Source organism: Kordiimonas sediminis, from assembly GCF_014656395.1.
GTDB lineage: Bacteria > Pseudomonadota > Alphaproteobacteria > Sphingomonadales > Kordiimonadaceae > Kordiimonas_A > Kordiimonas_A sediminis.
The window spans coordinates 55,613-79,441 of record NZ_BNCI01000001.1; the positions used below are offsets into that span (position 1 = coordinate 55,613).

A 23,829-nucleotide genomic window follows, 5' to 3' on the forward strand; every position below is an offset into this window, starting at 1 on the left:
CGATGGAAACGCTTGTACCTGATTCATTCAGCTTTGGTTCTGTAGACACAGAAACCTGGATTACGTCCATCGTTATTATTGTGCTTTTGTTTCTGTCCGGCGTTTTCTCCGGCTCTGAAACTGCCTTGACCGCTGCATCCAAGGCCCATATGCATCATCTGTCAAAGGCTGGCAACCGGCGCGCGAAACAGGTCGGCAAACTGATAGACGATAAAGAGCGCATGATCGGCGCCATCCTTCTAGGCAACAATCTCGTTAATATTCTGGCGTCTGCTTTGGCCACAAGCCTGTTCCTGCAATTGGCAGGCGAAGCCGGTGTTGTTTACGCCACTTTGATTATGACAGCCCTGGTCCTGATTTTTGCCGAAGTCCTGCCAAAGTCATACGCCATTTCAAACCCGGAAAGACTGGCGCTGAATATCGCGCCATTCATCAGTATTATTGTCACTGTTTTTGCGCCAATTGTTACACTCGTGCAAAAAATTGTCCGGCTGACACTTAAACTTCTGCGCGTTGATATTACCTCGGATGAATTTACCCAGAAGGCACAGGATGAAATTCGCGGTACTATTGATTTGCACCGTCATGAAGGCAGCCTGATCAAAGAAGACCAGGCAATGATTGGGTCTATTCTTGATCTGGATGAAGTCACAGTAGAAGACGTGATGGTGCACCGAAAAAGCATGCAGACACTGAATATCGAAGATAGTGTAGACGACATCATCTCACAGGTCGTTCGCAGCCCGTATACACGCCTGCCCGTTTATGAAGGGGACGCAGAAAATATCGTCGGCGTACTGCATGCCAAAGATGTTCTGCGGTCGCTGCGCAAGACATCTGGCCAATCCAAACCTATCAACATCAAGCGGATTATGATTAAGCCCTGGTTTGTACCAGAGACATCCAGCCTGCGTGAGCAGTTGAATGCCTTCCTTGAGCGCAAAAGCCATTTCGCGCTTGTGGTTGACGAATACGGCACCATTCAGGGGCTGGTTACCCTTGAAGACATCCTTGAGGAAATCGTCGGTGACATTACGGACGAGCATGATTTTGACCTGCCCGGCGTACAGGTACTGGCGGACGGCAGCATCAGTGCCGAGGGCACTGTCACTATTCGTGATCTAAACCGCATGATGGACTGGAACCTGCCGGATGATGAAGCAACAACCATTGCAGGGTTGGTTCTATTTGAATCAGAGACAATCCCAATCGTAGGGCAAAGCTTCAATTTCCACGGTTACAAATTTGAAGTTACCAGTCGTCGCCGTAATCAGGTGACAGGCATCAAGGTGAAAAAGCAACATTAGAAGCGTCCAGCCGCGAAAGGCGATATACAAACATATACGCCACTGCCAGAAGCATAGGGCACACCCATTACCTAGATATAAAGAGCGTCCTCCAGCTCCTTCATAGCGTCGGGCTGTTCTTTTAAAGTTGCCCGGTCAATTATCCTCTCTTTTGGAAATCTTAGATAGGTTGTTGTCCCTATACCAACCTTGCTCTCGATCTGCAAAGTACCTTGATGCTGCTCCATCAATTGCTTCACCAGCGCAAGCCCAAGACCAGTTCCTTCATGATGACGCTGCAGGGAGTTATCAACCTGCCAAAACGGCTCAGTGATCTTCTCAAGGTTTTCTAAGGATATGCCTATGCCCGTGTCGGTTACAGCGAAAACCAACGTATCCCCCTCTATATATCCAGATAGGGTGACAGAGCCATTCTCCTCGGTGAACTTTACTGCATTGGACAGAAGGTTTGACAACATCTGCTTTAGCTCTGTCTCGCCACCGCGCAGATATTTAGTCTCCAATTCCAAGGTTTGTGACATTTTTATATTTTTGCTATCCGCCCTGTAGCGTACAAGCCTCATCGCGGCGTCACAGACATCCTCTGGTGCCAGCAAGGTTTCCTGAACTTCATATCTTCCAGCTTCGATTTTGGAAATATCGAGAATATTATTGATGATCGACAGCAGATGCTGGCCACTTTGATGAATATCCCGCGTATAATCCTTATAAACAGGGCTCCCCATCGTCCCCATCAATTCATTCTGCATGATATCCGAGAAACCAATGATAGCGTTCAGAGGGGTCCTCAATTCATGGCTCATATTTGCCAGAAATTCTGACTTGGCCCGGCTTGCAAGTTCCGCCCGCGCGCGCTCGGCCAACAGAGCCGCTTCCTGCTCTTTTTCGTAACTAATATCTCGCAAAGCAGCCGTGAAAAGTGTTTGTTCCCCAAAATCGACTTTCGCGATTGAACCAGCGGCCTGAAAAATTTCGCCATTACTGCGCCGCCCCTGAATATTGGCCCGCCCATTCATCAGGCGTGTTTGCTGCCCTCCTTTATCAAAGGAATTAACCTGCTGATGATGCATCGCACGAAACTGCTCAGGTAGCAGAATATTGATATTCTGCCCTATAATGTCTTTCGCGGCATAGCCAAACACTTCCTCAGCGTGGCGATTAAAAATACAGACCTTGTGATCCTTATCAATGGCGACAACAGCTTCCCCCATCAATTCCAGGATGCGAGAAAATTTTTGCTTTTCCTGCTCTAGCGCTTTTTCTGCTTCATTTCGTTTTTGAAGATAGGACCGAAAAATTGACAATGCGCGTGCAAGTGACCCAATCTCATCTGACCGCTTCAGATAATTGTCTACCTTTACGTCTTGGCCCCGTACCATTTTGCGCGTTGTCATGATCAACAGGTGCAGCGGTTTTGCCAATCGAAAATAGGTGAAGTACGTCACAATAATCAGGAGTACGCTAGCCACCAGCTGCCACTGAAACACGGATGCCCTGAAGACTTTTTCGGCCTCGCGTTTACGCATTGTCAGGGATGCATGCAATTGATCACCCAGCACACTTAGCCCAAGGTCTTTAACCTCGGAGACAGACTTTATACTAGCATTGATAGCCGTATTCAGCGCCTCCAGGCGCGGCAATTCCTTTGACAGAAAATACTGACGGGCTTCGTCTCTGCCACCTTTTGACACCACCATCGCCATTTCGGCGTGTCCTTCTGTAGCCGTTGCAGCAAGCTTCTCAACCTGGGCAATAGACTGCACGACACTGGGCCAGAGGTCATAGCGTATCTGGGTGAAAACAAATGCTTTTGAAGCCGGATCAAGCAAGCCGGCGGCAATGAATTCTTTCTCTAAATAATCTGCCATACCAACCAGATTATTTGCGCGCTTTACAAGACTATATCCGTCAGGCATTGCTACACTGTCTGCGGCTGTATCAGTCGGCCACAGAAGCGCATAATACCCATTTCTGATCTGATCCAGCTTTTCCGAGTAATCCGAGATTTCATTCTCTAGATCACTAATACCGTGGAACAAAACGACCTGTTTGGTACCTGTTTCTTCAATGACGGAATAAAAACGATCCCCGATATCCCCGAGGTCACGAAACGTACCAGACGACATATAAAGAAGGAGTGCAATCGGAAAAAAGGTCAGCACAAGAATCTGTGCGACAACACCTGTTAATGTTAAAAACAGTTTCTTCCAGAAAGGCAGTGATTCCAGATCATACTTTAGACGCTCATCTGTCATACACTCTTAACAACCCCGCAAATGCCTAGCAGACGTTCCAACCCAATATTCGATCACACAGGCAGCAGCCCCTTCCGGGAAAATGGCCGCTAAGTTATTGTCCTCTCTGACAGAGTTGACCTTGTGTGATCTCGGGTCGTCTTTTGCCTGATAGATACCCTACACCAAACCTTAAACTAACCAACGCACAACCTATGAGCGCAACTAAATTAAGGGTTGTATGATACCTTAAAGGAACGACCCCTAACAAAAAGTAAATTATAAGCAGAAATTTCAGAGTGAACTATAAATAAGCCCAGCGGTGCCCATAAGGTCAGTCACCTTCAGAGTCACCACTGGACATGCGTTTATTTCATAGTTTCAAGCATATGCATCATCTTTTGATGCAGCAGGTTCACAGCTTTAAGCGGACGCACCATGACCTTAAATTCAGTAATCTGACCGTCCTGATTGAAAGTCATCATATCAATGCCGTTGATAACAATGCCATCAATTTCAGTCCTAAACTCCAATACAGCACCAGTCTCGCTCTTGAATTCATTCACATATTCAAAACTGTCATTTGCCAACGTCAGAAACGCCGCCATCAGATACATCTTGGTAATGTCTTTTCCCTGTTGCGGTGTATGGACCACTGGGGACCAGAAAGTGACGTGATCTTCAAGGAGCGTATCCAGCCCCGATGGATCATTATTTTCAAGAATCTTGTGCCAGCTTTCCAGCCCAGCCTGAACATGCGAAACAGTCATACGAGGGCTCCGATGATAGCAACAAGCGACCAAACAAGAACAACGAACAAGGTAAGCATGTTAATGCCAAAACCAGGGCCGCGTTTTTCAGGTGTTGTCCAGTAAGTAACGGCATACATCAGGCGACCAACCACCCAAATGCCGCCCGCAATGCCGGCATACATGTCATCAACCATCACGGCGAACAACCACAACGCCGGCAGGAACAGCACCAATTGCTCAACCGTATTCTGCTGAACGCGAAATGCATTATTGAAAGCATCAGGGCCAGAAACAGACGGTGCCTGAACACCGTGTTTAACGCGCATCCGACCGACCTGAATAACTGTCATTAAAGCCACGATAAGAATAAGAACTGTTGCCAGCGCCGTATAAAGATAAGAAAAGCCCACAGTGGGCAATGAAAGATCCATCGAATTCTCCCCTCCTCAGTGATCAGAAGGAACGATAGCAGGCTTTATTCCCAAATAAAAGTGGGGAGCAAAGCCCCCCACGATTGATCATCTCAGCCGGATAAAAACTAGGCTGCAAGCCCTTTTGCCATTGCCGTTGACAACCGTTTTGCAAATGCTGTCGGGTCATCAAGCGTCTCCCCTTCCAGGATTTTAGCCTGATCAAAGACAAGAAGAATAATATCTTCCAGCGACTGCACGGCGCCAGTTTCTTTTGCTTTCTCGGTCAAGACTTTCATAAGTGGATGATCCGGATTAACCTCCAGCACCTTGGCAGCGATCTGGTCAAGCTGATTATGGGCTTTCAAAATACGTTCCAGGTGCATATCCATTGCATCATCGTCAGCAACCAGGCAGGCCGCCGTTTCCGTCAAACGGTCCGATGCACGCACATCCTTCACCTTATCGCCAAGAACTTCTTTCATCACGGTGGTCAACGTCGTTAGATCACCCTCCTTGACCGTATCATCAGAAGCGTCTTTTTTGTCTGAATCTAAATCTTTCAGATCGCTACTGCCGCGCGTGATGGACTTGAAAGGTTTCCCGTCAAAGTCTTGCACAACCTGCAGCCAGAATTCATCAACTGGGTCAGACAGCAAAAGAACCTCAACGCCCCGGGACTTGAAGCCTTCAAGCTGTGGGCTGCGCCGTGTCGTAGCTTCGTCCGGGCCAGTGACATAATAGATTGTCGACTGCTTATCTTTCATACGCTCAACATAGTCTGCAAGCGTAACCCAGTCGTCATCGGCTGTGGTTTTAAACCGTGCAAGTTTCAACAGAAGATCGCGACGTTCGAAATCTTCATAAATTCCTTCTTTCAAAACTGGGCCAAATGTCTCCCAAATCTTGAGGAATTTTTCCGTATCCTTGGTGGCTAGCTTCTCCAGTTCAGAGACAACACGCTTCGTAATTGCCTTAGACATACGGTTTAGTGTCGGATTGTTTTGCAGCATCTCCCGACTGATATTCAGCGGCAAATCCTGACTATCGATTACCCCGCGCATAAAGCGTAGCCATCCCGGCAGCATGTCCGTTGTGTCGTCTGTTATGAACACCCGTTTTACATACAATTTCACCCGGGACTTGCGGGCGGGGTCAAACAGATCAACCGGCCGGGTCGTCGGCACAAACAACAGCACTGTATATTCCTGCATACCTTCGGCCTTATAGTGCAGGGTCAATGCAGGGTCATCAAATGCATGGCCCGCATGGCGATAAAATTCTGTATACTGTTCTTCGGTTATGTCTGACTTGGCGCGTGTCCAGATTGCTGACCCCTCATTTACCACTTTCGGGTCTGCATCCGCTTCTTCGCCACCCTTTATTGCCAGCGTGATCGGTACGGCGATATGGTCACTGTAAGTAGTAACAATCTGCCGCAATCGGTGTTGCTCCAGGAACTCGGCAGCGTCTTCTTTCAAATGTAGAGTGATTTCAGTGCCGCGTGTGTCCTTCTCTGCGCCGCTAATGGTATATTCACCCTCGCCTGTGCTTTCCCATGCCCAGGCATCCGCATCCCCTGCACGGCGGGTTTTTACCACAACACTGTCCGCAACCATGAAGACACTGTAGAAACCGACACCAAACTGACCAATCAGCTGTACGTCTGTTTTTGCATCCCCGGTCAGCTTGTCCATAAATCCTGCGGTACCAGACCGGGCAATCGTACCAAGATTGGCCACCAGATCATCACGGTTCATACCGATACCATTATCCGACACCTGAATCGTTTTGGCAGCAGGATCAACCGTGATTGCAATACCGAAATCCGTATCACCGGCAAGCAGGCTATCATCACTTAAGCCTTCGTAGCGCAGCTTGTCACAGGCGTCAGACGCATTGGAAATCAGTTCACGCAAGAAAATTTCCCGATCTGAATAAACAGAGTGAACCATCATGTGAAGCAACTTGGAAACTTCTGCTTCAAATCCCAATTTTTCGGTTTTTACGTCGCTCATTGCTTACCTCATGTATAATTTTTACGATTGAGGGGCATGTCTGACAATAAACCGGTCAACACCAGCAGCCCCTGCCCCTTCGCGGTAGTGCTTGTTCCTCATTTAGGAAATGATAAACCGGCTTCAAGGGCCGGTTTATCAGTTTTATTATCAGGCTATGTATATTGGTCAGTTTTAATTCTGTTCCGGCGCTGCTGCTTCGACATACTCACTGCGGTCCCGCAGCAATACAACTGCATCAGCCGGTGACAATTTATATAGCCATCCTGCTGTATCCGCAGTCAGCTCAGCCGCTTCGGCGGCGCCGTCCTGTGGCGCACCGGGGAACTCTTGTGCCACTGTTTCTGCATCTACCGCGGCATCAGATACCGCATCAGACACACTTGCATCCTGCTCCAATTTGGCAGGGTCATAGCTTGGACGCACCTGCAGCCAGAAACTTTCTTCCAATTGATAGATTGCAAAATCAATATCAAGCCCATCAAAGGTAGTCAGCGCAATTGATGTTACCGGGTCGACAATTGGGTTCGACAGCTTTTGCACGTCTTCCACCTGCAGGCTCGTCAACACGCGGAGCGGCTCTGACACCTGATAGCCGGTTTTGGCTGTCTCACCTTGTGCAATCTCGCTGAGGATCATATCACCCGGCGTGTCAGCCCGCACCAGTGTATAGCGCCCAAAGTCAAGGGAAGCTACCCTGTCAGGATCGATTGCGTAAACATCTGGAACAATCCACCAAGCCGGATTTTCTGACAGTTCCGGAATGTCGGACACAAGCCAACTGCGGCTGTCTTCCTTTTTTAACACATAGGTCAGCGAACGCCCCGTCGCCCCTTCCTTGCGGGTGCCGATTTTAACAGTTGCAAGCGGTGTCTCCGCCGCAGCAAGCAACCTCACATCCAGGGCGCTTTCATCCAGTCCAATCCGGTCCATACGGTCCTGATTATCGGTTTTTGGCTCTCTCCGCGTTGACTGAAACAAACCACGCAGTATGTCCCGGACTTTCGCAGGATCTGCGGCATACCCGTTACGCTCCTGCACAGTCCAGCCAGTATCGCCGCTCAGCAAAGTGACTTTATCGTCCCCGCCCTGACCAATGCGAATAACAGACACCGTATCAATAGTTGCTTCCAGTTCAGGGAAAAGCTTCTCACCGCGCCCTCCCTGTTCCAGGGTCGGGTCTTCGCCAAACAACACCCATATGGCCGCCAGAAGGGCGATCAGGGTGGTGTATCCAAGAATATTTGTCAGTTTTTCAGACATAGAATTACTCTACTCTTTTTTATCTAGTACGGCGTCGAATAAAAGAACGACCCAGCGCAATAAGAATGATCAGGAAAGGCACCAGCGCGATGTTAATTATCGCCAGATTGGTGCCAAGGCTTTCAATTTCCTGACGCAGGCTTCGTTTCACTTCCCGCAGGGACTTCCGCGTTTTCAACAGTTCCTCACGGAATCTCTCTATCTCTGCTTCTGTCTCAGGCGTAACAATGGCAGCATCGTCACCCATTTGGGCTTCCAGTTCAGCCAAACGACTTTCTGTTGTTGCCATCTGATCCTGCAGGCGTTGTTCTTCAGCAAGAAATCTTGCTTCTGCTTCACGCCGCAAGTCCCCTACCACAGTAAAGGGCCGTTTGGAAACACCTCTGCCGCGCAAATCCAAAAGCGCTTCTGAACCAGAAATATGATCCGCCAAATTTAGGATGAAACTTCCGTTACCGGCAAGAGGAACAGTGATCCGTTGCCCCAGGAAGTTTTGCACCTGAACCCAGAAACGATCATCAAAGATATCTGTATCTGCCATCAGGACAATATTGATATCCCCATCAGACACACCTGGGTTCTCCACCGGGCCAGATATCTCAGCAACACGGTCAGGGAAGGCAGTCCCTGCTTGCCCCTGAATGCGGGCTGCAATGATATTGGTTTTCCCTTGCGGCTCCAGATCTCGCAGCAAGCCATCCGGGTCCGGCATACCAACTGCACGGTTACTGTCAAACAAGTCAGACACAGCACTGCTTGTCACAAGCGGTGTGACAGTTGTTGTAGCACCTTCTGCCACCTCAATAACGCCGGGTGTAGCAATATTCAAACTGTCTACCGCGACGGTTACGATGTCACCGGCTGCAAGGAACTCTTTTGTAATGCTTTGCCAGAAAACATAATCCTTAACACTGTCCGGGCCATAACCACCCATGGAAATACGCTGAGCCAGAGAGACATCGCCAATGATTTTATCCGTTGGCACGGAAACACCCCATGCAGGTAACAATGGCCCCAGTGTACTCATGGCCGGGACAGAGGCACGCGGGTTCATCGCCTCGGAATGCGGGTCGATGAAGAAGAGCGCCCGCCCGCCTTTCAACACATATTGATCAATGGCAAAAAGCTGATCGTCTGTCAGTTGCCAAGGCTGAGCAACCAATAGAACATCCGTCGCGTCCGGCAGACTGGTGAAATCCTGCTCAAGCGTCACAACATCAAAAAATTCCTGCAGTTGCTCATAAATGACATATGGCTGTGGTGGTTGACCAGACATCATAGCCTGGGCCCCGCCGGGTCCATACTCCATGGGCAAGCTGGTCACAAGTGCCAGTGTACGGCGACCTTCTTCTTCTAGCGAGGCAATCATCTTAACCAGATCATATTCCAGGAATGTTTCCCGCTCTTCTGACAGGAAAGGGATGGACCCTTCACCGTCCAGATCATTTCGCGCGGCGATACCCATATAAAGTGTTGAACCATCTCCGAGCGGGATGCCGCGGATACCCGCTGCGACCGCATCGTCTTCTTCTTCGGAGAAAGGCTCAGGATCAATAACATTCAAGAGAATCTTACCGCCAGCACGCCCTTCGAAAGATCGCAGCAAGTCTTCTACCCGTTTGCCGTAAGACAAAAGCTGGGCATACGGTGTTGCCAATTCGCGGGAGAAATAAAAATCAATCGTAACAGTGTCTTCCAGTGTGCCAAGCATGTCTTTGGTGCCTTCAGACAAAGTGTAAAGCTTGTCTTCTGTCAGATCGAGATTGATCCCACGCGTGAAGCGGTCAGCCAAGATAGTCACAGACAGGAACAAGAGTGTTGCAAGCCCTATCAGTACAGGAGTACGGGACATCAAAGATTTATTCTGTGTCATTAGCCTGCCTCCCTTTTAGAATCTACAATGATCCGCGTCACCCAAAGCCAAAACACCGTTACCGAACCGAAATAAATTATATCGGCCAGGCTTACGACCCCTTTTTGCAGACCGTCGAAATGAGTCAAAAATGACAGGTTTGCAATCGCAAGAAGCAGGGTCTCAGGTAGCCATGAGCTGAAGAAGTCCAGAACCATCGGCAAGCCCGACACAACAAAAAGAAAACAGGTGGTAACGGTCAAAATAAATGCAATGACCTGATTTTTTGTCATAGCCGACATAGCCGACCCGATCGCCAGATATGCAGCTGCCATCAGAAGTGAGCCCAAATACCCTGTCAGGATGACACCATTATCAGGATTACCCAGCCAATTAACCGTGATCCATATTGGAAAAGTAAGAAACAGCGCAAGGCCGACAAAGGCGATTGCCGCCAAAAATTTCCCTGCCACTATTGCTCCGACCGGCACAGGCAATGTCAATAGCAGTTCAATTGTGCCGCTTTTGCGCTCTTCCGCCCAAAGACGCATGGCAACCGCAGGCACCAGAAATAGATACAGCCAGGGGTGATAGGCGAAAAAGCTGGCAAGGTCAGCTTGCTCACGCTCGAAGAAGCCCCCAAGGTAGAAGGTAAACATGCCCTGAAGCACAAGGAAAATCACAAGAAATACATAGGCGAGTGGAGTGGCAAAATAGCTAGAAAACTCGCGTTTAAAAATAGTTCTAATCATTAGGCGCGCCCCCCGGCAGTCAATTGGCGGAAAACATCGTCAAGTCTGCCGGCATCAATGGCAAACTGGCTGATGTGCCATCCTTCTTTATCCGCAATGCCCGCAACTGCATCAGCAATCGCAACACCCCGTTTTGGAATGGCTGTTACGCGCACCCCCTGCCCCTCAGACGCGGTTTCAATATCCTGAATACCCGATATTGTTTTTAGTCCAGCCTGAATAATGGCGACTTCTTCTGCCTCCACCAGCATGGACACAGCCCCCGCATATCGGGACTTTTCCTTCAGTTTCGACGGCACATCATCGGCAACAATTCTACCTTTGTTGATGATGATCGCGCGGGTACACAAGGCCTCCACCTCTTCCAGAATGTGTGTCGAGATAATAATGGCCCGGTCTTTTGCCATTGCTTTGATCAGCCGGCGGACATCATGCTTCTGGTTTGGGTCCAGCCCGTCTGTTGGCTCGTCGAGTATTAATACATCCGGCGCATGCATGATGGCGGCAGCAAGGCCAACACGGCGTTTAAAGCCCTTGGACAGGGTTTCAATTTTCTGCCCCATCACACCTTCCAGATGCACTGCAACGCTTGCCTCTTCCACTCTTTCTGCGGCATCTTTGCCTTTAAGGCCATGTGTTTGTGCAACAAAAAGCAGAAAATCACGAGTTGTCATCTCGCCGTACAGCGGGGCGCCTTCGGGTAAATATCCAATATTCTTCCGGGCGTCCACGTTGCCAGTTGTCACCTGTTCGCCGCAAATGGATGCAGACCCAGAGGTCGGCGCCAGAAATCCGGTCAACATTTTCATCGTTGTGGTTTTACCCGCCCCGTTCGGGCCGAGAAAACCAAGTACCTCGCCCTGTTTGAGCTGAAGCGAGATTCCGTCAACTGCTCTCAGGCCACCAAAACTTTTATGTAAGTCTTGGGCCTCCAGAAGTAGGCTCATAAAAATATCCCCAGTTTATTGCTAATTACTGTTTCCCAGTGCTGCATCTAGATAATTTTTTCTGTGATAAAAAACAAGACCCGCAGGGACAACAAGTTTATCCGGAACGATGAACTGTTTTCGCTTTCCGACAATATCCGTCAAACAAATCCATCATACGACCAAACCAGCTATTCAAAATATCATCCTCTTCGAAAAGCTTGATGTCGCTAATTACTTGTGGCCACATCAGAGTTCCAAACACGGCATAGTCAAACCATGCAGGGGTTGGGCCGCACAAAAACGCATTATCCGCCAGCGCCTTACGAAGTGGCTGCAAAGACTGCCTGAACACCGGCAGTGCCTCTGGCCGCGTCGCTTGCGCATCTTCAAGCGTACAGCCAAGAAACTTTTCCCGACTAAGACGGAAATAGTCAGCACAGTCTTCTGTTTGCTCCTGCACAATATCAACGACGATCATCGGGAATAATGGCCTGACGACAGTGCGAGCAATCCAGTCATTAAGAAAATATGCCTGTGCTCTCGAACTTGCGCTGTCAAAAAGCGGGGCCTCCGGATAGGTGTCGTCCAGATAGTGCGCGATTACAAAGCTGTCGGCTACCCAGGTATCCCCATCCTTCAATACCGGCACTGTTTTGGAGCCTGACGGCGCATATTTTTCTTTTTCCAGAAAGCGCGTTGGAACTGATGTGTACGACAAGCCTTTATGCTGCAGGAACAAATGAACCCGCCAGGCAAATGGACTGAACACAGTATCCCTGTCTTTACCACATAATTCATATAACTGGATCATCCCTCTGCCTCCTTAATGTGGGTTGGTCGGTACGAGCCGTACTGCCATTACAGGCAAACTAAAGTGACGGTAGCAGATAGGGATGTCAAAATAAAAACTGGTCCAGTCTGGGGGTAACATGCGGATAAGGGGGCTAGGGTTATAGTACCGCATATAAAGACTGGACCAGTTGAGGCCAACAATGAAACTGTGGACCCCGACTTAGGCCGAGCCGTGGCTTAAATAAGGCGAGATTTGGGCAGGAGATACCCCCCTATTTGGGACAGAAAGAAAGCCCTAAAAAAAGCCCCATTCAGAAGAACAGGGCTTGCATACTTTTCTTATTACAGCCTTCAGACAGGTATTCCCAGAAGAAGGTTTGTGGGCCATTTTACCTGACCTCTACGTCCCCGGAACCGCGCACTTTGCTGGATACTTTATCAGGATCGCCGTGAACCGAGACATCGCCTGACCCCTGCAATAGCACATCTGCCATATCCGATGCATAAACGGTCACATCACCAGAGCCCTTTAAGGTCACATCCGCTGACTTACAGCGCATATCGCGTGCGTCAATATCACCTGACCCTGCTAGGTTTACAGTCACTGTATCACAGCTTCCACTGGCTACTATATCGCCGGACCCTTTAAGATTAATATCCAGGTCATCCACGTCCGCACTTTTCAACGTGATATCGCCGGAACCCCTAAGGCTCATACCGAAATCCTTGCGTTCAAGGCCTGTAATTTCCATGTCACCACTGCCGGTAAGGTCAACATCCGTTAAATCCGGTACTGTTACCTTCACAAGCATCTTTCGAATATTTCTGTATGAATGACCACGTTCCAGACCAATCACAAGCTCGTCACCTTCAACCTCTGTCTCAATCCGGTCAATAATATCACTGTCTGCGATAACGGTAACACTGCGTGCAGGACCAACTTTTATCTCTACATCCATGGAACCACGTAATTTCACCTGATCAAAGGAAGATACGGAACGTTCCTGTGTTGTGGTTGGTGTATCTGCCAGTGCAAAGGGACTATTTGTCATGACTGCGCCCACAACCAAGGCCGCACAGGCCGATGTCGCCAGTAGCTTATTCATCTGCTGTCTCCCATTTAGTATGTCAGAGCACTGTCTGCTTATTTGATAGAAATGGAACCAATACCACCGACAGACTTATTGACTTTGTCGGGGTTGCCGTAAACAGAGATTGACCCAACACCACTGACTGTCGCATCAACGGCATCTCTGGCATACACAGATGCGGACCCGGCACCTTTGACATGCACATCCACTTCGGCGCATTCAAAGTCGCGTGCATCAATGTCACCAGCACCTTTGACATCATAAATCGCACTGTCGCATGTACCTTCGATATCAAGGTCAGCTGCACCGCGCAGATCCAGTTCAAACGTGTCAGTTTTCAGATTTTTAATCCTGCCGTCGACTGCACCACTGATGTCCAGCTTTTTCAATGTCTCCATAGAAATAGTGACATCAACGTCAGTTTCATTCCAAAAGTCAGACCATTTGCGGGACGGGTTATCCATATCGATGACAAGCGTGCTGCCGTCCAGATAGGTTTTAACATTTTCCTGACGGTCCGCACGGGTTCTAACCTCAACCGACTGGTCTTCACCTGCGGTTACTATGACTTCAATCGCACCCTTTACCAGAATACCGTCAAACGTATCCAGATCACGTTTCTGGGTTACATACTGGTCATCCTGCGGCGCAGACAAACCGCTGACGCTGCCCGTGGACAAACCCACGACGCCTAATACGCCAACAATTGCTGCTGCTTTCCATGAAGAAGGTACACGTGTAGTGTAAATCATTTTAGTCTCCTCGCTATATGTCGTTTTTATAGTATCCGGCATTTTATTTTTTATGCGCCGAACCAGCCCTTTTTAGAGCTTTCACTTAATATGCGCTCATTTTTAGAAAAATCAACCCCCTGATTATCTGGGCTTGAATTCAGCCATTTTGTCCGGCATTCTTAATGCCGATGGAAAGTAATGCACTTATATATCTACACAGCGGTTCAGACACCTCCGCGCAGTCTCACAGCAAGACTGTCAACCGGGTCTATTTCCTGCGACAGGAACTGGGGAAAATCCTGAATGTATATGGCCGGATGGTCTCGGCGGGCATCTGGAAAGACTATGCCATTGACCAGTTAAAAGACGTTGCCATTTTCTCCATCCACCGACGTACAGGCGAAGTACCGCGATACAGCATTATCAAAGAACCTGCCCTTGCAGCCAAGCAGGGACAATGGCGCATAACCAGCATGAATGGCCAGATAGTCAAACGCGGCAAAAACCTTGATCACTTACTGCGGTACTTTGACAATAAGATCCTTAAAGACCTGAAATAAAACGATCTTTTCCTGACAATTACCGCTGTCCCGGGCAACAGGCGGTGCATTTTAGTCACACCCATAAACTTATTTATTAAAACTTCTGAGGTTCCTGCGGCTTGGCGTGTCTAAACCATAGGGCAATTAGACCGACCTATGGTCTAGGCCCTTTGGTGCGAAAGACACCACCTGTCCTGTTGGGGGGACACAACATTAAAAAATTGGAGGAAAGAATGTACGCAAGTTCTTACACGAAAGCTGGCCTGTATAGGTCGCTGATGTGCGGCGTGGCAATTGCCACGCTTATGCCTGCTGCATGGGCACAAACAGAATCTGATTCAGACGCAGTCACTGAAATCGAAGAAGTTTATGTAACCGCCCGAAAAAAACAGGAACTGATCGTAGAAGTTCCAATGAACATCGCAGCAGTAGGCGCGGAAGAAATTTCAAAAAGAAACCTGATTAACAAGGAAGATGTTTACCGCTCGATCGCCGGTGCCGCTGCTCCAGGCGTTGGGGATATCAGTGGACGGGGTCAGCTGATTTTACGGGGCCTCAGTGGCGGTAACGATGCTACACCGAACACAACAAGTACCTTCACAGATGGCATTCCGCTAAACTTCTCCGATCTGTATGATGTAGAGCGTGTAGAAGTCCTGCGCGGCCCACAAGGAACACTGTACGGGTCCAACGCCATCGGTGGTACGGTACGGATCATCACCAAAAAACCAGATTTGTCAGAAATGTCAGTGGGCGGATCAATTCTCTTTAAGACAGAGCATCACCGTCCTGGGACAGAAGTCCGCGGATACGGCATGATCAACGTGCCCATTATGGAAGACAAACTTGCCCTGCGCGTATCTGGCTCCAGCGGGTCCAAAGCGGGCAAGATTATCAACGTCTATAATGATCATAACGGCGAAGAAGAAGAAAAATTTATCCGGGCTCAGCTTATGTGGGCCCCGTCAGACACAACGCGCGTAAATCTTAGCTATGTCAATCAGGACTTTTATGACAGCACTTATCAAGCTGTAGATGTATCCACGCCGAGCTACTATTATGAAGCAATCCTGACGGCTAACCCTGATGCTCCTTACGGCTATGATGTTGCATTCGACTTTCCAAACTGCCCTACCGGAGCGTCCCGTCCTGAATGTAAGTCCGGTGGTAATATTATGGGTGACTACAACCCGGAATTTGCCGTCTGGAACTTGGTAGATAATTATACAGAATACAATATGGATGTCTTTGGCTTAACCGTCGACAAGGATAACCTGATCGACGGAATTGATATGTCGTATGCCGGGTCGTACCGTGACTTTACCACGTCTGGTCGCCAGGGCGGCTGGTCACGCTTTGATGCAAACGACATGTTCCGCACCTGGATTCTGGATCAGGATGCTTACGACCGCTGGACCCATGAAATTCGTTTTCAGTCTAATTCCGAAGGTCCGCTGGAATGGACAGTCGGTGCGTTCTATGACGAAATTGACTATGCACCAAGCGATTCCTGGCAGTGGCAGTATCACGCCAGTGACAATAAAAGCCGTGCAATTGCCGCTTATCTTTGGGGCGATTACTGGGGACTTGGTGATCCAACACAAATCGGCATAGATATGTATGGTGACCCAACCAAAAACTACAATGCTACACGGTTTGAGACCAACCTGAAGGAATTGGCACTATTTGGGGAAGCCAGCTACACCTTTGACCTGGGCGATAGTGGCAAGCTCGAAATCACAGGTGGCCTTCGCTATTATGACCTGAAAGATAAAATCCATACGGAAGTATCCGGCATCTGGGTCGGCGCTGAACCTAGTGTCACACGCACAGATGACGGGGAAAATGGTACCCGGAAGAAAGTCAGCGTCAACTGGATGCCAAATCAGGAATTTGCTGTCTTTGGTATTTATTCAGAAGGCTATCGTCAGGGTGGTAATAACGGCCCAACCGCACCAAATGACTGTGCCAATGATGAAAATATCGATTCGTATGTAGACCGATATTCATCAGACAAAATCAAAAACTACGAGCTAGGTATGAAGGGCTTCCTATTTGAACGGAAGTTCCAGTTCTCGTCAGCTGTGTATCAGATTGACTGGACCGATGTGCAGACAAGTGTCTACATGCCGTCTTGTGGCTTCAGCTATACTGCGAATGCAGCATCCGCTCGGTCACGTGGGCTGGAGTTTGAGAGCACAACCTCTCTGACCGATACGCTGAAATTCCTTGCTAACTTCTCCTATACAGATTCGAAAATGACATCTGATGTAGAAGCGCTTGGTGCGAAAGACGGCGATGATATGACCATGGTGCCAAAATATAACTTTTATGCAGCACTGGATAAGGAACTGGAAATTTGGGGACGGGAAGGCTCTGTCCGCATTGATGTATCCGGATACGGAAAATATAAATCACACTTCAATGTGAAGGATGAGGATATTTCCCCAGCTTATCAAATTGTCAATCTATCCGGCGGGATACAGGTCAATGAATATGCCCGTATCAGCCTGCATGTGAATAACATCTTTGATAAAAAGGCGGTCCGCTACGCGCGTTCTCGTAGTCGTAGTGACTGGTCCGGTAACACTTTGTCTGAATTTTACATTGACGAACGTACAGTCGCACTGCGCCTGGACTTTAACTTCTAGTAAATCCTTAAAAAATTGGTGGTCCTTTTGAGGTCCACCACCCTCTATGGTGTCTTAAGCTGATAATTATAGTAGATAATTTTACAGTCGGAATTTTGCCTATGTCAGCGCATCAAAGTTTTTATCAATCCGTTGCAACCCAGATCAAAATGGGAAGCACTGATGTCGCTATTCACCGATTGGATGCTTTTTTGCGAGATGAACCAAATGATCTGACAGCCCTGTCATTCATGGGATCTGCCTGTCTGGCATCAGGTGATCAGCATAAGGCTTTTTCTTATTTTGAGAAAGCAATCAAAATTGCGCCGAACTCCTATCAGGTTCATGCTGACCTTGCCTATGCCGCGATGCGGGCAAAACGACGGGAAAAGGCCGCCCAGCATTTTGAAATTGCCACCAAACTTAATCCTGATTTTTATCAGGCATGGGTCAATCTGTCTAAACTCTACTTTGAAATGGAACGCTTCACCGACGCAAGAAACAGTCTTGACCAGTCAGAAGCCTGTGATCCCATGGAAGCAGACTATCTGGATATTCATAGGGCCATGCAGGAAAAGGCCCACGGCAAAGCAGAGAAAATTGCCCGGTCCATGCTCGACAAAGTCCCGGGACATCCACGGGCGGCTTATGTTCTTGCCCATCTGGCAGGCACGGTTGGCGCCTACGAACAGGCAACCAAGATCCTGAAAAACACGCTTGATCTATACCCTGCCAACTATTGGACCAGGCAATCGCTTATTCAATATCTGGAGAAGATCGGTGCCTATATCCCTGCAATCATAGAAGCCAAAATACTGACGAAACTGCGTCCGGACAGTCATAGCTGGCTAATTCTTTCCCAAACCTATGAGCAAACTGGACAATATGAAGACGCCTTGAATGCCTTGGATAAAGCTGCCGAACTGATAGCGGAAACTCCGGAGCTACAAGCCACAATTGACCAAACACGCGGGCATCTTCTGAAAATTCATGGGCGCTACGGAGAAAGCGAACAAGCCTACCGTGCCTGTATCGCAAATTCCCCTGGAAATGGCGCAGGATGGTGGGGACTGGCTGACTTTGAAAACTTTCAATTTAGTGAAGATGACCAGACCAGCATGCTAATGCTGGCCGATGACTATAGTGCAGATCAAGATCAGCGTTGTCTGGCTGCTTTCGCACTGGCCAAGGCCTATGAGCAGGACCATGATTATGAAATGGCATTTCACTGGTTCCAAAAGGCAAATTCCCTTCGAACAGATATCTTCTTTGACCCCAATAAAAACCAGGAATTTTGCGACCTGCTGTGTGCAACCTTTACACCCGATATGTTGCAGGCTCAGGCCACCCCAGAGCCAGAAGGCCCAACACCAATATTCATTGTAGGCTTGCCGAGGGCTGGCTCAACCCTGCTTGAACAGATACTTGCAACACACAGCAAGATTGAAAGCACCACAGCGTTCACAACACTACCAAGTCTTGAACGGCGTATTACCATCAAAGGGAATGAATTTGGCGCCCGCTATCCTATGTCTCTTGAGTATTTCAGTGCAGCTGACCTGTCACGGTTTGGTCAATCCTATCTTGATGAGACCGCTGTCTACCGATCCGGAAAGCCCTATTTCATTGATAGACTACCACCAAACTTTGAGCGGATCGGATTGATTCATAAAATACTGCCGCAAGCCATCATTATTGATGTCCGAAGACACCCGCTTGATTGCGGGCTCAGCGCCTATACCCAGCATTTCGTAGCAGGACACGACTATAGCTATAATATGGACCATATCGGAGCATACTATAACGGATATCTACAAATTATGGATCACTGGGACGAGGTTATATCTGACAAGGTGATTTTGGTGCACTATGAACAGCTAATCAATAATCCAGCTGATACCATTCAAAACCTGTTTGAGTACATCGGCATCCCGTTTGAAGAAGAATGTCTGAACTTTCATACTAATCATCGCGCAGTCGGCACAGCTAGTTTAGAACAGGTCCCCGGGCCGCTTAATAAAAAAAGAATTGGTCGATGGCATAACTATGCCGATAATTTAACACCTCTTATGGATGCGCTTGGTGATACAACACTCGCCCGCTTTGACGATATTTAATCAGCCTGCCAGGCCATAAAAGCGGTAAGAGAGATATTACTCCGCAAAAGCGTAACATTTCTGTCACAATTCAGTTGTTATTATATCGTCAGGTGTAGATAATCCTGCACGCTTGGGATTGTTACAGAAAGAGTGTTGATGGTAAGTACGCGAAGAAACACAAACAAGACACAGGAAACATCTATTTCCAGCGCTTCAAATCGTGACGAAGTACCCTCTGCGTCTAATCTACGGATTGCTTTGTTTTCAGGAAACTACAACTATGTGAAAGACGGTGCCAATCAGGCGCTGAATAAACTGGTTGCCTTTCTTGAAGCGCAGGGCGCTGCTGTGCGTGTGTACTCACCAACCTCTTCTACCCCGGCTTTCAAACCGGCAGGCACCCTTATAAGCGTGCCGTCTATTCCAATTCCGCTAAGGGATGAATACCGTCTTGCCATTGGTCTGCCGCGCTCAATCATCCGCGACCTTGACCGGTTCAATCCCAATATTGTGCATATCTCTGCGCCGGACATACTGGGCCAAAAAGCCATTAGCTATGCCCGCAAACGCAGCCTGCCTGTTGTCGCAAGCGTGCATACACGCTTCGAAAAGTATCTGAGCTATTACCGGCTGGGCTGGTTAGAGAAATATTTAGAATCCAAGATCGCCAAAGTTTACAACAGCTGCGATGAAATTTTCATCCCTACCCCCTGCATGGAAGATATTCTGCGGGACACCGGGGTGATTGTGCCGATGAAAACATGGACACGCGGCATCGACCTTGATCTCTACAGCCCCACCAAACGGGATGAAAGCTGGCGGCAAAAACAAGGCTTTGCCAAAGATGATGTGGTTATCACTTTTGTCGGCCGTGTCGTATTGGAAAAAGGACTGGATACATTCGCTGATGCCCTTGATATCCTGATTGACCGCGGGGTAAAATTCAAAACCCTTGTGATCGGCGAAGGCCCCAAGCGTGAATGGTTCACAGAGCGTATGCCCCATGCCCAGTTCCTTGGCTTTCAAAGCGGCGAAGACCTGGCACGCGCATATGCGTCGTCTGATATTTTCTTCAACCCGTCCAATACAGAAACATTCGGCAATGTCACCCTGGAAGCGATGGCGTCCGGTGTAGCACAGGTCTGCGCGCAGGCGTGCGGTAGCCAGTTTCTGGTCGTGGACGGGGAAACAGGCTATCTGGCGCCCCATGATGATGCACCCGCGTTTGCTGAAAAACTCGAAATGTTGATCACCGACAAGGAAACCAGGCAGAAATTCTCAGAAGCGAGCATTGCCAGAGGGCTCAGCTTCAACTGGCGGTCTGTTCTTGGGCAAGTCATAAGCCACTATCAGGAACTGCTATCCCTGAAAGAAAGAGCCCACTAAGGCGGAATACGCCAATCCCTTACTTAAAGCCGTAGAAGATTAGCTATGCGGGGCTGTGTGCGGATAACAGGGGTGTACTTCTTCGTCCCATCTGGGGTAAAGGAAAGTTACATAACGACCCTGCTGGCAACACTAACAAGGAAAAGAACAGACAGTGCCCCTCGTACGCATGCGAAACCTGCTCGCGAGCATTGATCCTGATCTTTCGAAAAAGATTGGCGCTGTGCTACAGCTAACCCTGCTGGTTTTGCTTGTATGGTATCTGTTAGGGCGTCTGTCCGATCTGGGCTGGCGGGACGTGTTGGCTAACCTGCCAACCAATCCTCTGTTCTATGCTATTTTTCTTTTTAATTTTCTTTTATTCCCAACGAGCGAATTGCTGATCTACCGGCGTCACTGGCGACCCCATGCGCCGTCGGACAAAGCCCTGTTTTTTGCCTTTCTTCGTAAGCAGGCCCTGAATGATGCGGTATTAAGCTACAGCGGTGAAGCCTTCCTGTTTTTGTGGGGACGGCGAAACCTGACCCTAGGTGCGCATAAGATTTTCGCCATCGTCAAAGACAGCACCCTTTTGTCAGCCGCAGTGTCATCATCCGCAACCTTCTTCATTGTCTTGATTTTCTGGTACACAGGCGGGCTGGAGACTTTGCTGAACGGTATTCCAACCTCTCTGCCCTATATTGCCGCAGCCCTTACTGTCGGCATATTGGTTGTGCCAATACTATTGGTGTTTGGAAAACGCATTTTGCAGCATTCAAGGAAAGAGCTAAGACGCATTGCCGGGATGCACTTTCTTCGTATGATGCTGTTTGAAAGCCTGCTGATTGCACAGTGGTCCCTGATCCTGCCTGAAGTGCCACTGTTGACATGGGTCGGCTTTATCGCAGCCAAGCTTGTCCTGACCCGCATCCCCTTCATGCCCAACAAGGAACTGATTTTGCTGGGGCTGGCCGTAACGCTTGTCGCCTACATCCCAACACCAGAAGCAGCCCTTGCAGGGCTTTTTCTTGCAAACACGGCCCTTAGCCAAATATCCAATTTGCTGGTGATTATTGTTTTTGGCCTATTGGGGTTACGCAAGACACCCGGAGCCGCGCTGCCAGACGAGGCCCCTGTCACACCACCCGAAACAACTGAACAAGCGCACCCCGCACAGCAAGAAGCTAACAAGTCATAGACCTGATGCTAATCTCTCCTGTAGGGTATTTCCAAAGTGATAGAGAGAACAGCAGAAGGAAGGTTCCGTGCAAAATAATACACCCTTTGTATTGTATGAAATGTCAGGCCATGTTGTGTGGTTAACAATGAACCGCCCACAGGAACGCAATCCACTGTCATCAAAGATGATCCGCGCCCTGACGGAGGCAGTTGACAGGGCAACACACGACCCGGATGTCCGCGTCATCGTTCTGACTGGCGCCGGTCCAGTCTTCTCTGCCGGGCATGACCTGAAAGAAATGTCAGGCAAAACAGAAGGATGCGAACCCGATCCGGAAAAGCGCATATCTACAATTCTGGCAGACTGCGCCCACATGATGTTATCACTGGTACGGTCGCCCAAACCGGTCATAGCCTGTGTGCAGGGCACTGCCAGTGCAGCAGGCTGTCAACTGGTGTCGATGTGTGATCTGGCAATTGCGCAGAGCGAGGCAAAGTTTTGCGCGCCCGGCGTTAACATTGGCACATTCTGTACTACACCCCTTGTCGGCATTGGCCGCAATATGCACCGCAAACATGCTATGGAGTTGGCATTGACCGGCGATATGTTTAGCGCAGAAGACGCCTTCCGGTTCGGGTTAATCAACAGGGCCGTTGATGCGACTGCCCTTAGGGAAGAAGTGGAAAGCCTGGCCCAGAAAATTGCGGCCAAATCTGCAGTGGGTATCAGTAGTGGCAAGCGGGCCTTTTATCATCAAATAGAAGAAACCATGGAGCAGGCATATAAGATCGCCAGTCTTGACATGCTACAAGCCATGATGTCCGAGGAGTGCGATGAAGGCGTAGCTGCGTTTTTTGAAAAACGGGCGCCCCACTGGAAAGGGCTTTAACATGAACGATGCAGATATCGCGCACTGGCTGAAGAAAACAAAGACGATAGCACTGGTTGGTGCCAGCCCCAATGTATCCCGACCCAGTAATAGGGTTCTGAAGTTCCTTTTGCAGGAAGGCTATGATGTCTATCCAGTCAATCCGGGCCACGCTGGCAAATCGTTACATGGCCGCGAGATATTCCCGAATTTGCACGCCATACCAAAGCCTGTTGATATGGTGGATGTCTTCCGCCAGTCAGATGCACTGCCCGGCATCGTGGAAGACAGTATCGCCATCGGCGCACCGCTCGTGTGGACACAGTTAGGTGTTAAAAATGCCGACGCGGAACACATGGCGGCTAAGGCCGGGGTCACCATGATTATTGATCGCTGTCCCGCAATTGAAATTCCCCGCCTGCGTCGGCTGGGGCTTTTCTAATTTCTAAACCTAATAGGCTTCAAGTCAGGTTACCGTTTAACCTGCCGCAGGGAAATACTGGTGTGCACATGCTCAACCCCAGGCGCGCTGAATAATTCAGCATTCAGAAACAGTTCGTAATCCCGGATATTTCTCGCATGAATTTTTAAAAGATAATCTGCCTGCCCGGTGATGGAATGACACTCCAGAACCGCTTTCGATTGCTTTATCACGGTTTCAAACTTTCCCACATTGTCCTTGGAATGCCTGTTAAGGTTTACAAGCGCAAATGCGGTCAGCTCAAACCCCATTTTCTCGTCACTGACCCGAACCGTATATCCCTCGATAATACCCGCAGCTTCCAAAGCCTTGATTCTGCGCCATACTGACGCCTGCGAACTATTGACCTTTTCACCTATCTGCTGATGCGAAATTTTCGCATCTTCGATCAGGCAATCCAGAATGGCTTTATCAACATCATCAATCTGCATGTATTATTTATTCCATAATATAATTTATATGAATTATTCATTGCACAATTTCCCCTTACCTGTCGATATTTGATCAGATAATTCAGCAATTAGTGCTAA

General features: G+C 48.8%; 20 protein-coding genes. 8 read left to right on the plus strand and 12 right to left on the minus strand.

Translation table 11 applies throughout. The features are described from left to right. Positions 1 to 2: 2 nt before the first annotated feature. Positions 3 to 1,307, plus strand: coding sequence for an HlyC/CorC family transporter (locus IE181_RS00220; RefSeq protein WP_191249554.1), 1,305 nt, complete (start codon positions 3 to 5; stop codon positions 1,305 to 1,307). Between the two features lie 71 nt (positions 1,308 to 1,378). Here the strand turns inward: IE181_RS00220 and IE181_RS00225 are convergent, their stop codons facing one another. The 11 genes from IE181_RS00225 to IE181_RS00275 form a co-directional block, all read right to left on the minus strand. After that, positions 1,379 to 3,562 (minus strand): sensor histidine kinase, encoded by a 2,184-nt coding sequence (locus tag IE181_RS00225; RefSeq protein ID WP_191249555.1) that lies wholly within the window; start codon positions 3,560 to 3,562, stop codon positions 1,379 to 1,381. A gap of 347 nt (positions 3,563 to 3,909) precedes the next feature. Continuing rightward, entirely contained in the window at positions 3,910 to 4,311 is a 402-nt protein-coding gene (locus IE181_RS00230; RefSeq protein ID WP_191249556.1) for a nuclear transport factor 2 family protein, read from the minus strand. Next, positions 4,308 to 4,724, minus strand: a complete 417-nt coding sequence (locus IE181_RS00235; RefSeq protein ID WP_191249557.1) for an MAPEG family protein — start codon at positions 4,722 to 4,724, stop codon at positions 4,308 to 4,310. The genes IE181_RS00230 and IE181_RS00235 overlap by 4 nt, the downstream gene beginning before the upstream one ends. A gap of 107 nt (positions 4,725 to 4,831) precedes the next feature. Further along, a complete protein-coding gene (gene htpG / locus IE181_RS00240; RefSeq protein WP_191249558.1) occupies positions 4,832 to 6,721 on the minus strand; it encodes a molecular chaperone HtpG in 1,890 nt (629 codons plus the stop codon). Between the two features lie 174 nt (positions 6,722 to 6,895). Continuing rightward, a complete protein-coding gene (locus tag IE181_RS00245) occupies positions 6,896 to 7,984 on the minus strand; it encodes a DUF4340 domain-containing protein (protein ID WP_191249559.1) in 1,089 nt (362 codons plus the stop codon). A gap of 19 nt (positions 7,985 to 8,003) precedes the next feature. After that, positions 8,004 to 9,857 (minus strand): GldG family protein, encoded by a 1,854-nt coding sequence (locus IE181_RS00250; protein ID WP_191249560.1) that lies wholly within the window; start codon positions 9,855 to 9,857, stop codon positions 8,004 to 8,006. After that, positions 9,857 to 10,588 (minus strand): ABC transporter permease, encoded by a 732-nt coding sequence (locus IE181_RS00255; RefSeq protein WP_191249561.1) that lies wholly within the window; start codon positions 10,586 to 10,588, stop codon positions 9,857 to 9,859. Before IE181_RS00255 ends, IE181_RS00250 begins: the two co-directional genes overlap by 1 nt. Beyond that, positions 10,588 to 11,535, minus strand: coding sequence for an ABC transporter ATP-binding protein (locus IE181_RS00260; protein WP_191249562.1), 948 nt, complete (start codon positions 11,533 to 11,535; stop codon positions 10,588 to 10,590). The genes IE181_RS00255 and IE181_RS00260 overlap by 1 nt, the downstream gene beginning before the upstream one ends. Positions 11,536 to 11,632: 97 nt before the next feature. Next, a complete protein-coding gene (locus IE181_RS00265; protein WP_191249563.1) occupies positions 11,633 to 12,328 on the minus strand; it encodes a glutathione S-transferase N-terminal domain-containing protein in 696 nt (231 codons plus the stop codon). Positions 12,329 to 12,698: 370 nt separating this feature from the next. Further along, positions 12,699 to 13,415, minus strand: coding sequence for a head GIN domain-containing protein (locus IE181_RS00270; RefSeq protein ID WP_191249564.1), 717 nt, complete (start codon positions 13,413 to 13,415; stop codon positions 12,699 to 12,701). Positions 13,416 to 13,453: 38 nt separating this feature from the next. Continuing rightward, entirely contained in the window at positions 13,454 to 14,152 is a 699-nt protein-coding gene (locus tag IE181_RS00275; protein WP_191249565.1) for a head GIN domain-containing protein, read from the minus strand. A 164-nt stretch (positions 14,153 to 14,316) separates the two neighbouring features. Between IE181_RS00275 and IE181_RS00280 the strand changes: the two genes are divergently transcribed. The 7 genes from IE181_RS00280 to IE181_RS00310 all read left to right on the plus strand — a co-directional run bounded on the left by IE181_RS00280 (position 14,317) and on the right by IE181_RS00310 (position 23,260). Further along, on the plus strand, positions 14,317 to 14,694 hold the full coding sequence (locus IE181_RS00280; RefSeq protein WP_229819031.1) for a DUF2794 domain-containing protein: 378 nt from the start codon (positions 14,317 to 14,319) through the stop codon (positions 14,692 to 14,694). A 215-nt stretch (positions 14,695 to 14,909) separates the two neighbouring features. Continuing rightward, complete coding sequence (locus tag IE181_RS00285) at positions 14,910 to 17,327, plus strand: TonB-dependent receptor (protein WP_191249566.1); 2,418 nt, start codon at positions 14,910 to 14,912, stop codon at positions 17,325 to 17,327. Positions 17,328 to 17,428: 101 nt separating this feature from the next. Continuing rightward, positions 17,429 to 19,423: a tetratricopeptide repeat-containing sulfotransferase family protein gene (locus IE181_RS00290; RefSeq protein WP_191249567.1), complete on the plus strand. Its 1,995-nt coding sequence runs from the start codon at positions 17,429 to 17,431 to the stop codon at positions 19,421 to 19,423. A gap of 138 nt (positions 19,424 to 19,561) precedes the next feature. Continuing rightward, the gene (locus IE181_RS00295) at positions 19,562 to 20,791 is read left to right on the plus strand and encodes a glycosyltransferase family 4 protein (RefSeq protein ID WP_191249568.1); all 1,230 of its coding nucleotides are present in this window, start codon (positions 19,562 to 19,564) and stop codon (positions 20,789 to 20,791) included. A gap of 154 nt (positions 20,792 to 20,945) precedes the next feature. After that, the gene (locus tag IE181_RS00300; RefSeq protein WP_191249569.1) at positions 20,946 to 21,968 is read left to right on the plus strand and encodes a hypothetical protein; all 1,023 of its coding nucleotides are present in this window, start codon (positions 20,946 to 20,948) and stop codon (positions 21,966 to 21,968) included. 67 nt (positions 21,969 to 22,035) lie between these two features. Next, positions 22,036 to 22,839 carry an enoyl-CoA hydratase gene (locus IE181_RS00305; RefSeq protein WP_229819032.1) on the plus strand — a complete coding sequence of 268 codons (804 nt, stop codon included), beginning with the start codon at positions 22,036 to 22,038 and terminating at the stop codon, positions 22,837 to 22,839. Position 22,840: 1 nt separating this feature from the next. Further along, entirely contained in the window at positions 22,841 to 23,260 is a 420-nt protein-coding gene (locus IE181_RS00310) for a CoA-binding protein (protein WP_191249570.1), read from the plus strand. A 29-nt stretch (positions 23,261 to 23,289) separates the two neighbouring features. Here the strand turns inward: IE181_RS00310 and IE181_RS00315 are convergent, their stop codons facing one another. Beyond that, positions 23,290 to 23,730 carry an Lrp/AsnC family transcriptional regulator gene (locus IE181_RS00315; protein WP_191249571.1) on the minus strand — a complete coding sequence of 147 codons (441 nt, stop codon included), beginning with the start codon at positions 23,728 to 23,730 and terminating at the stop codon, positions 23,290 to 23,292. Positions 23,731 to 23,829: the final 99 nt, after the last annotated feature.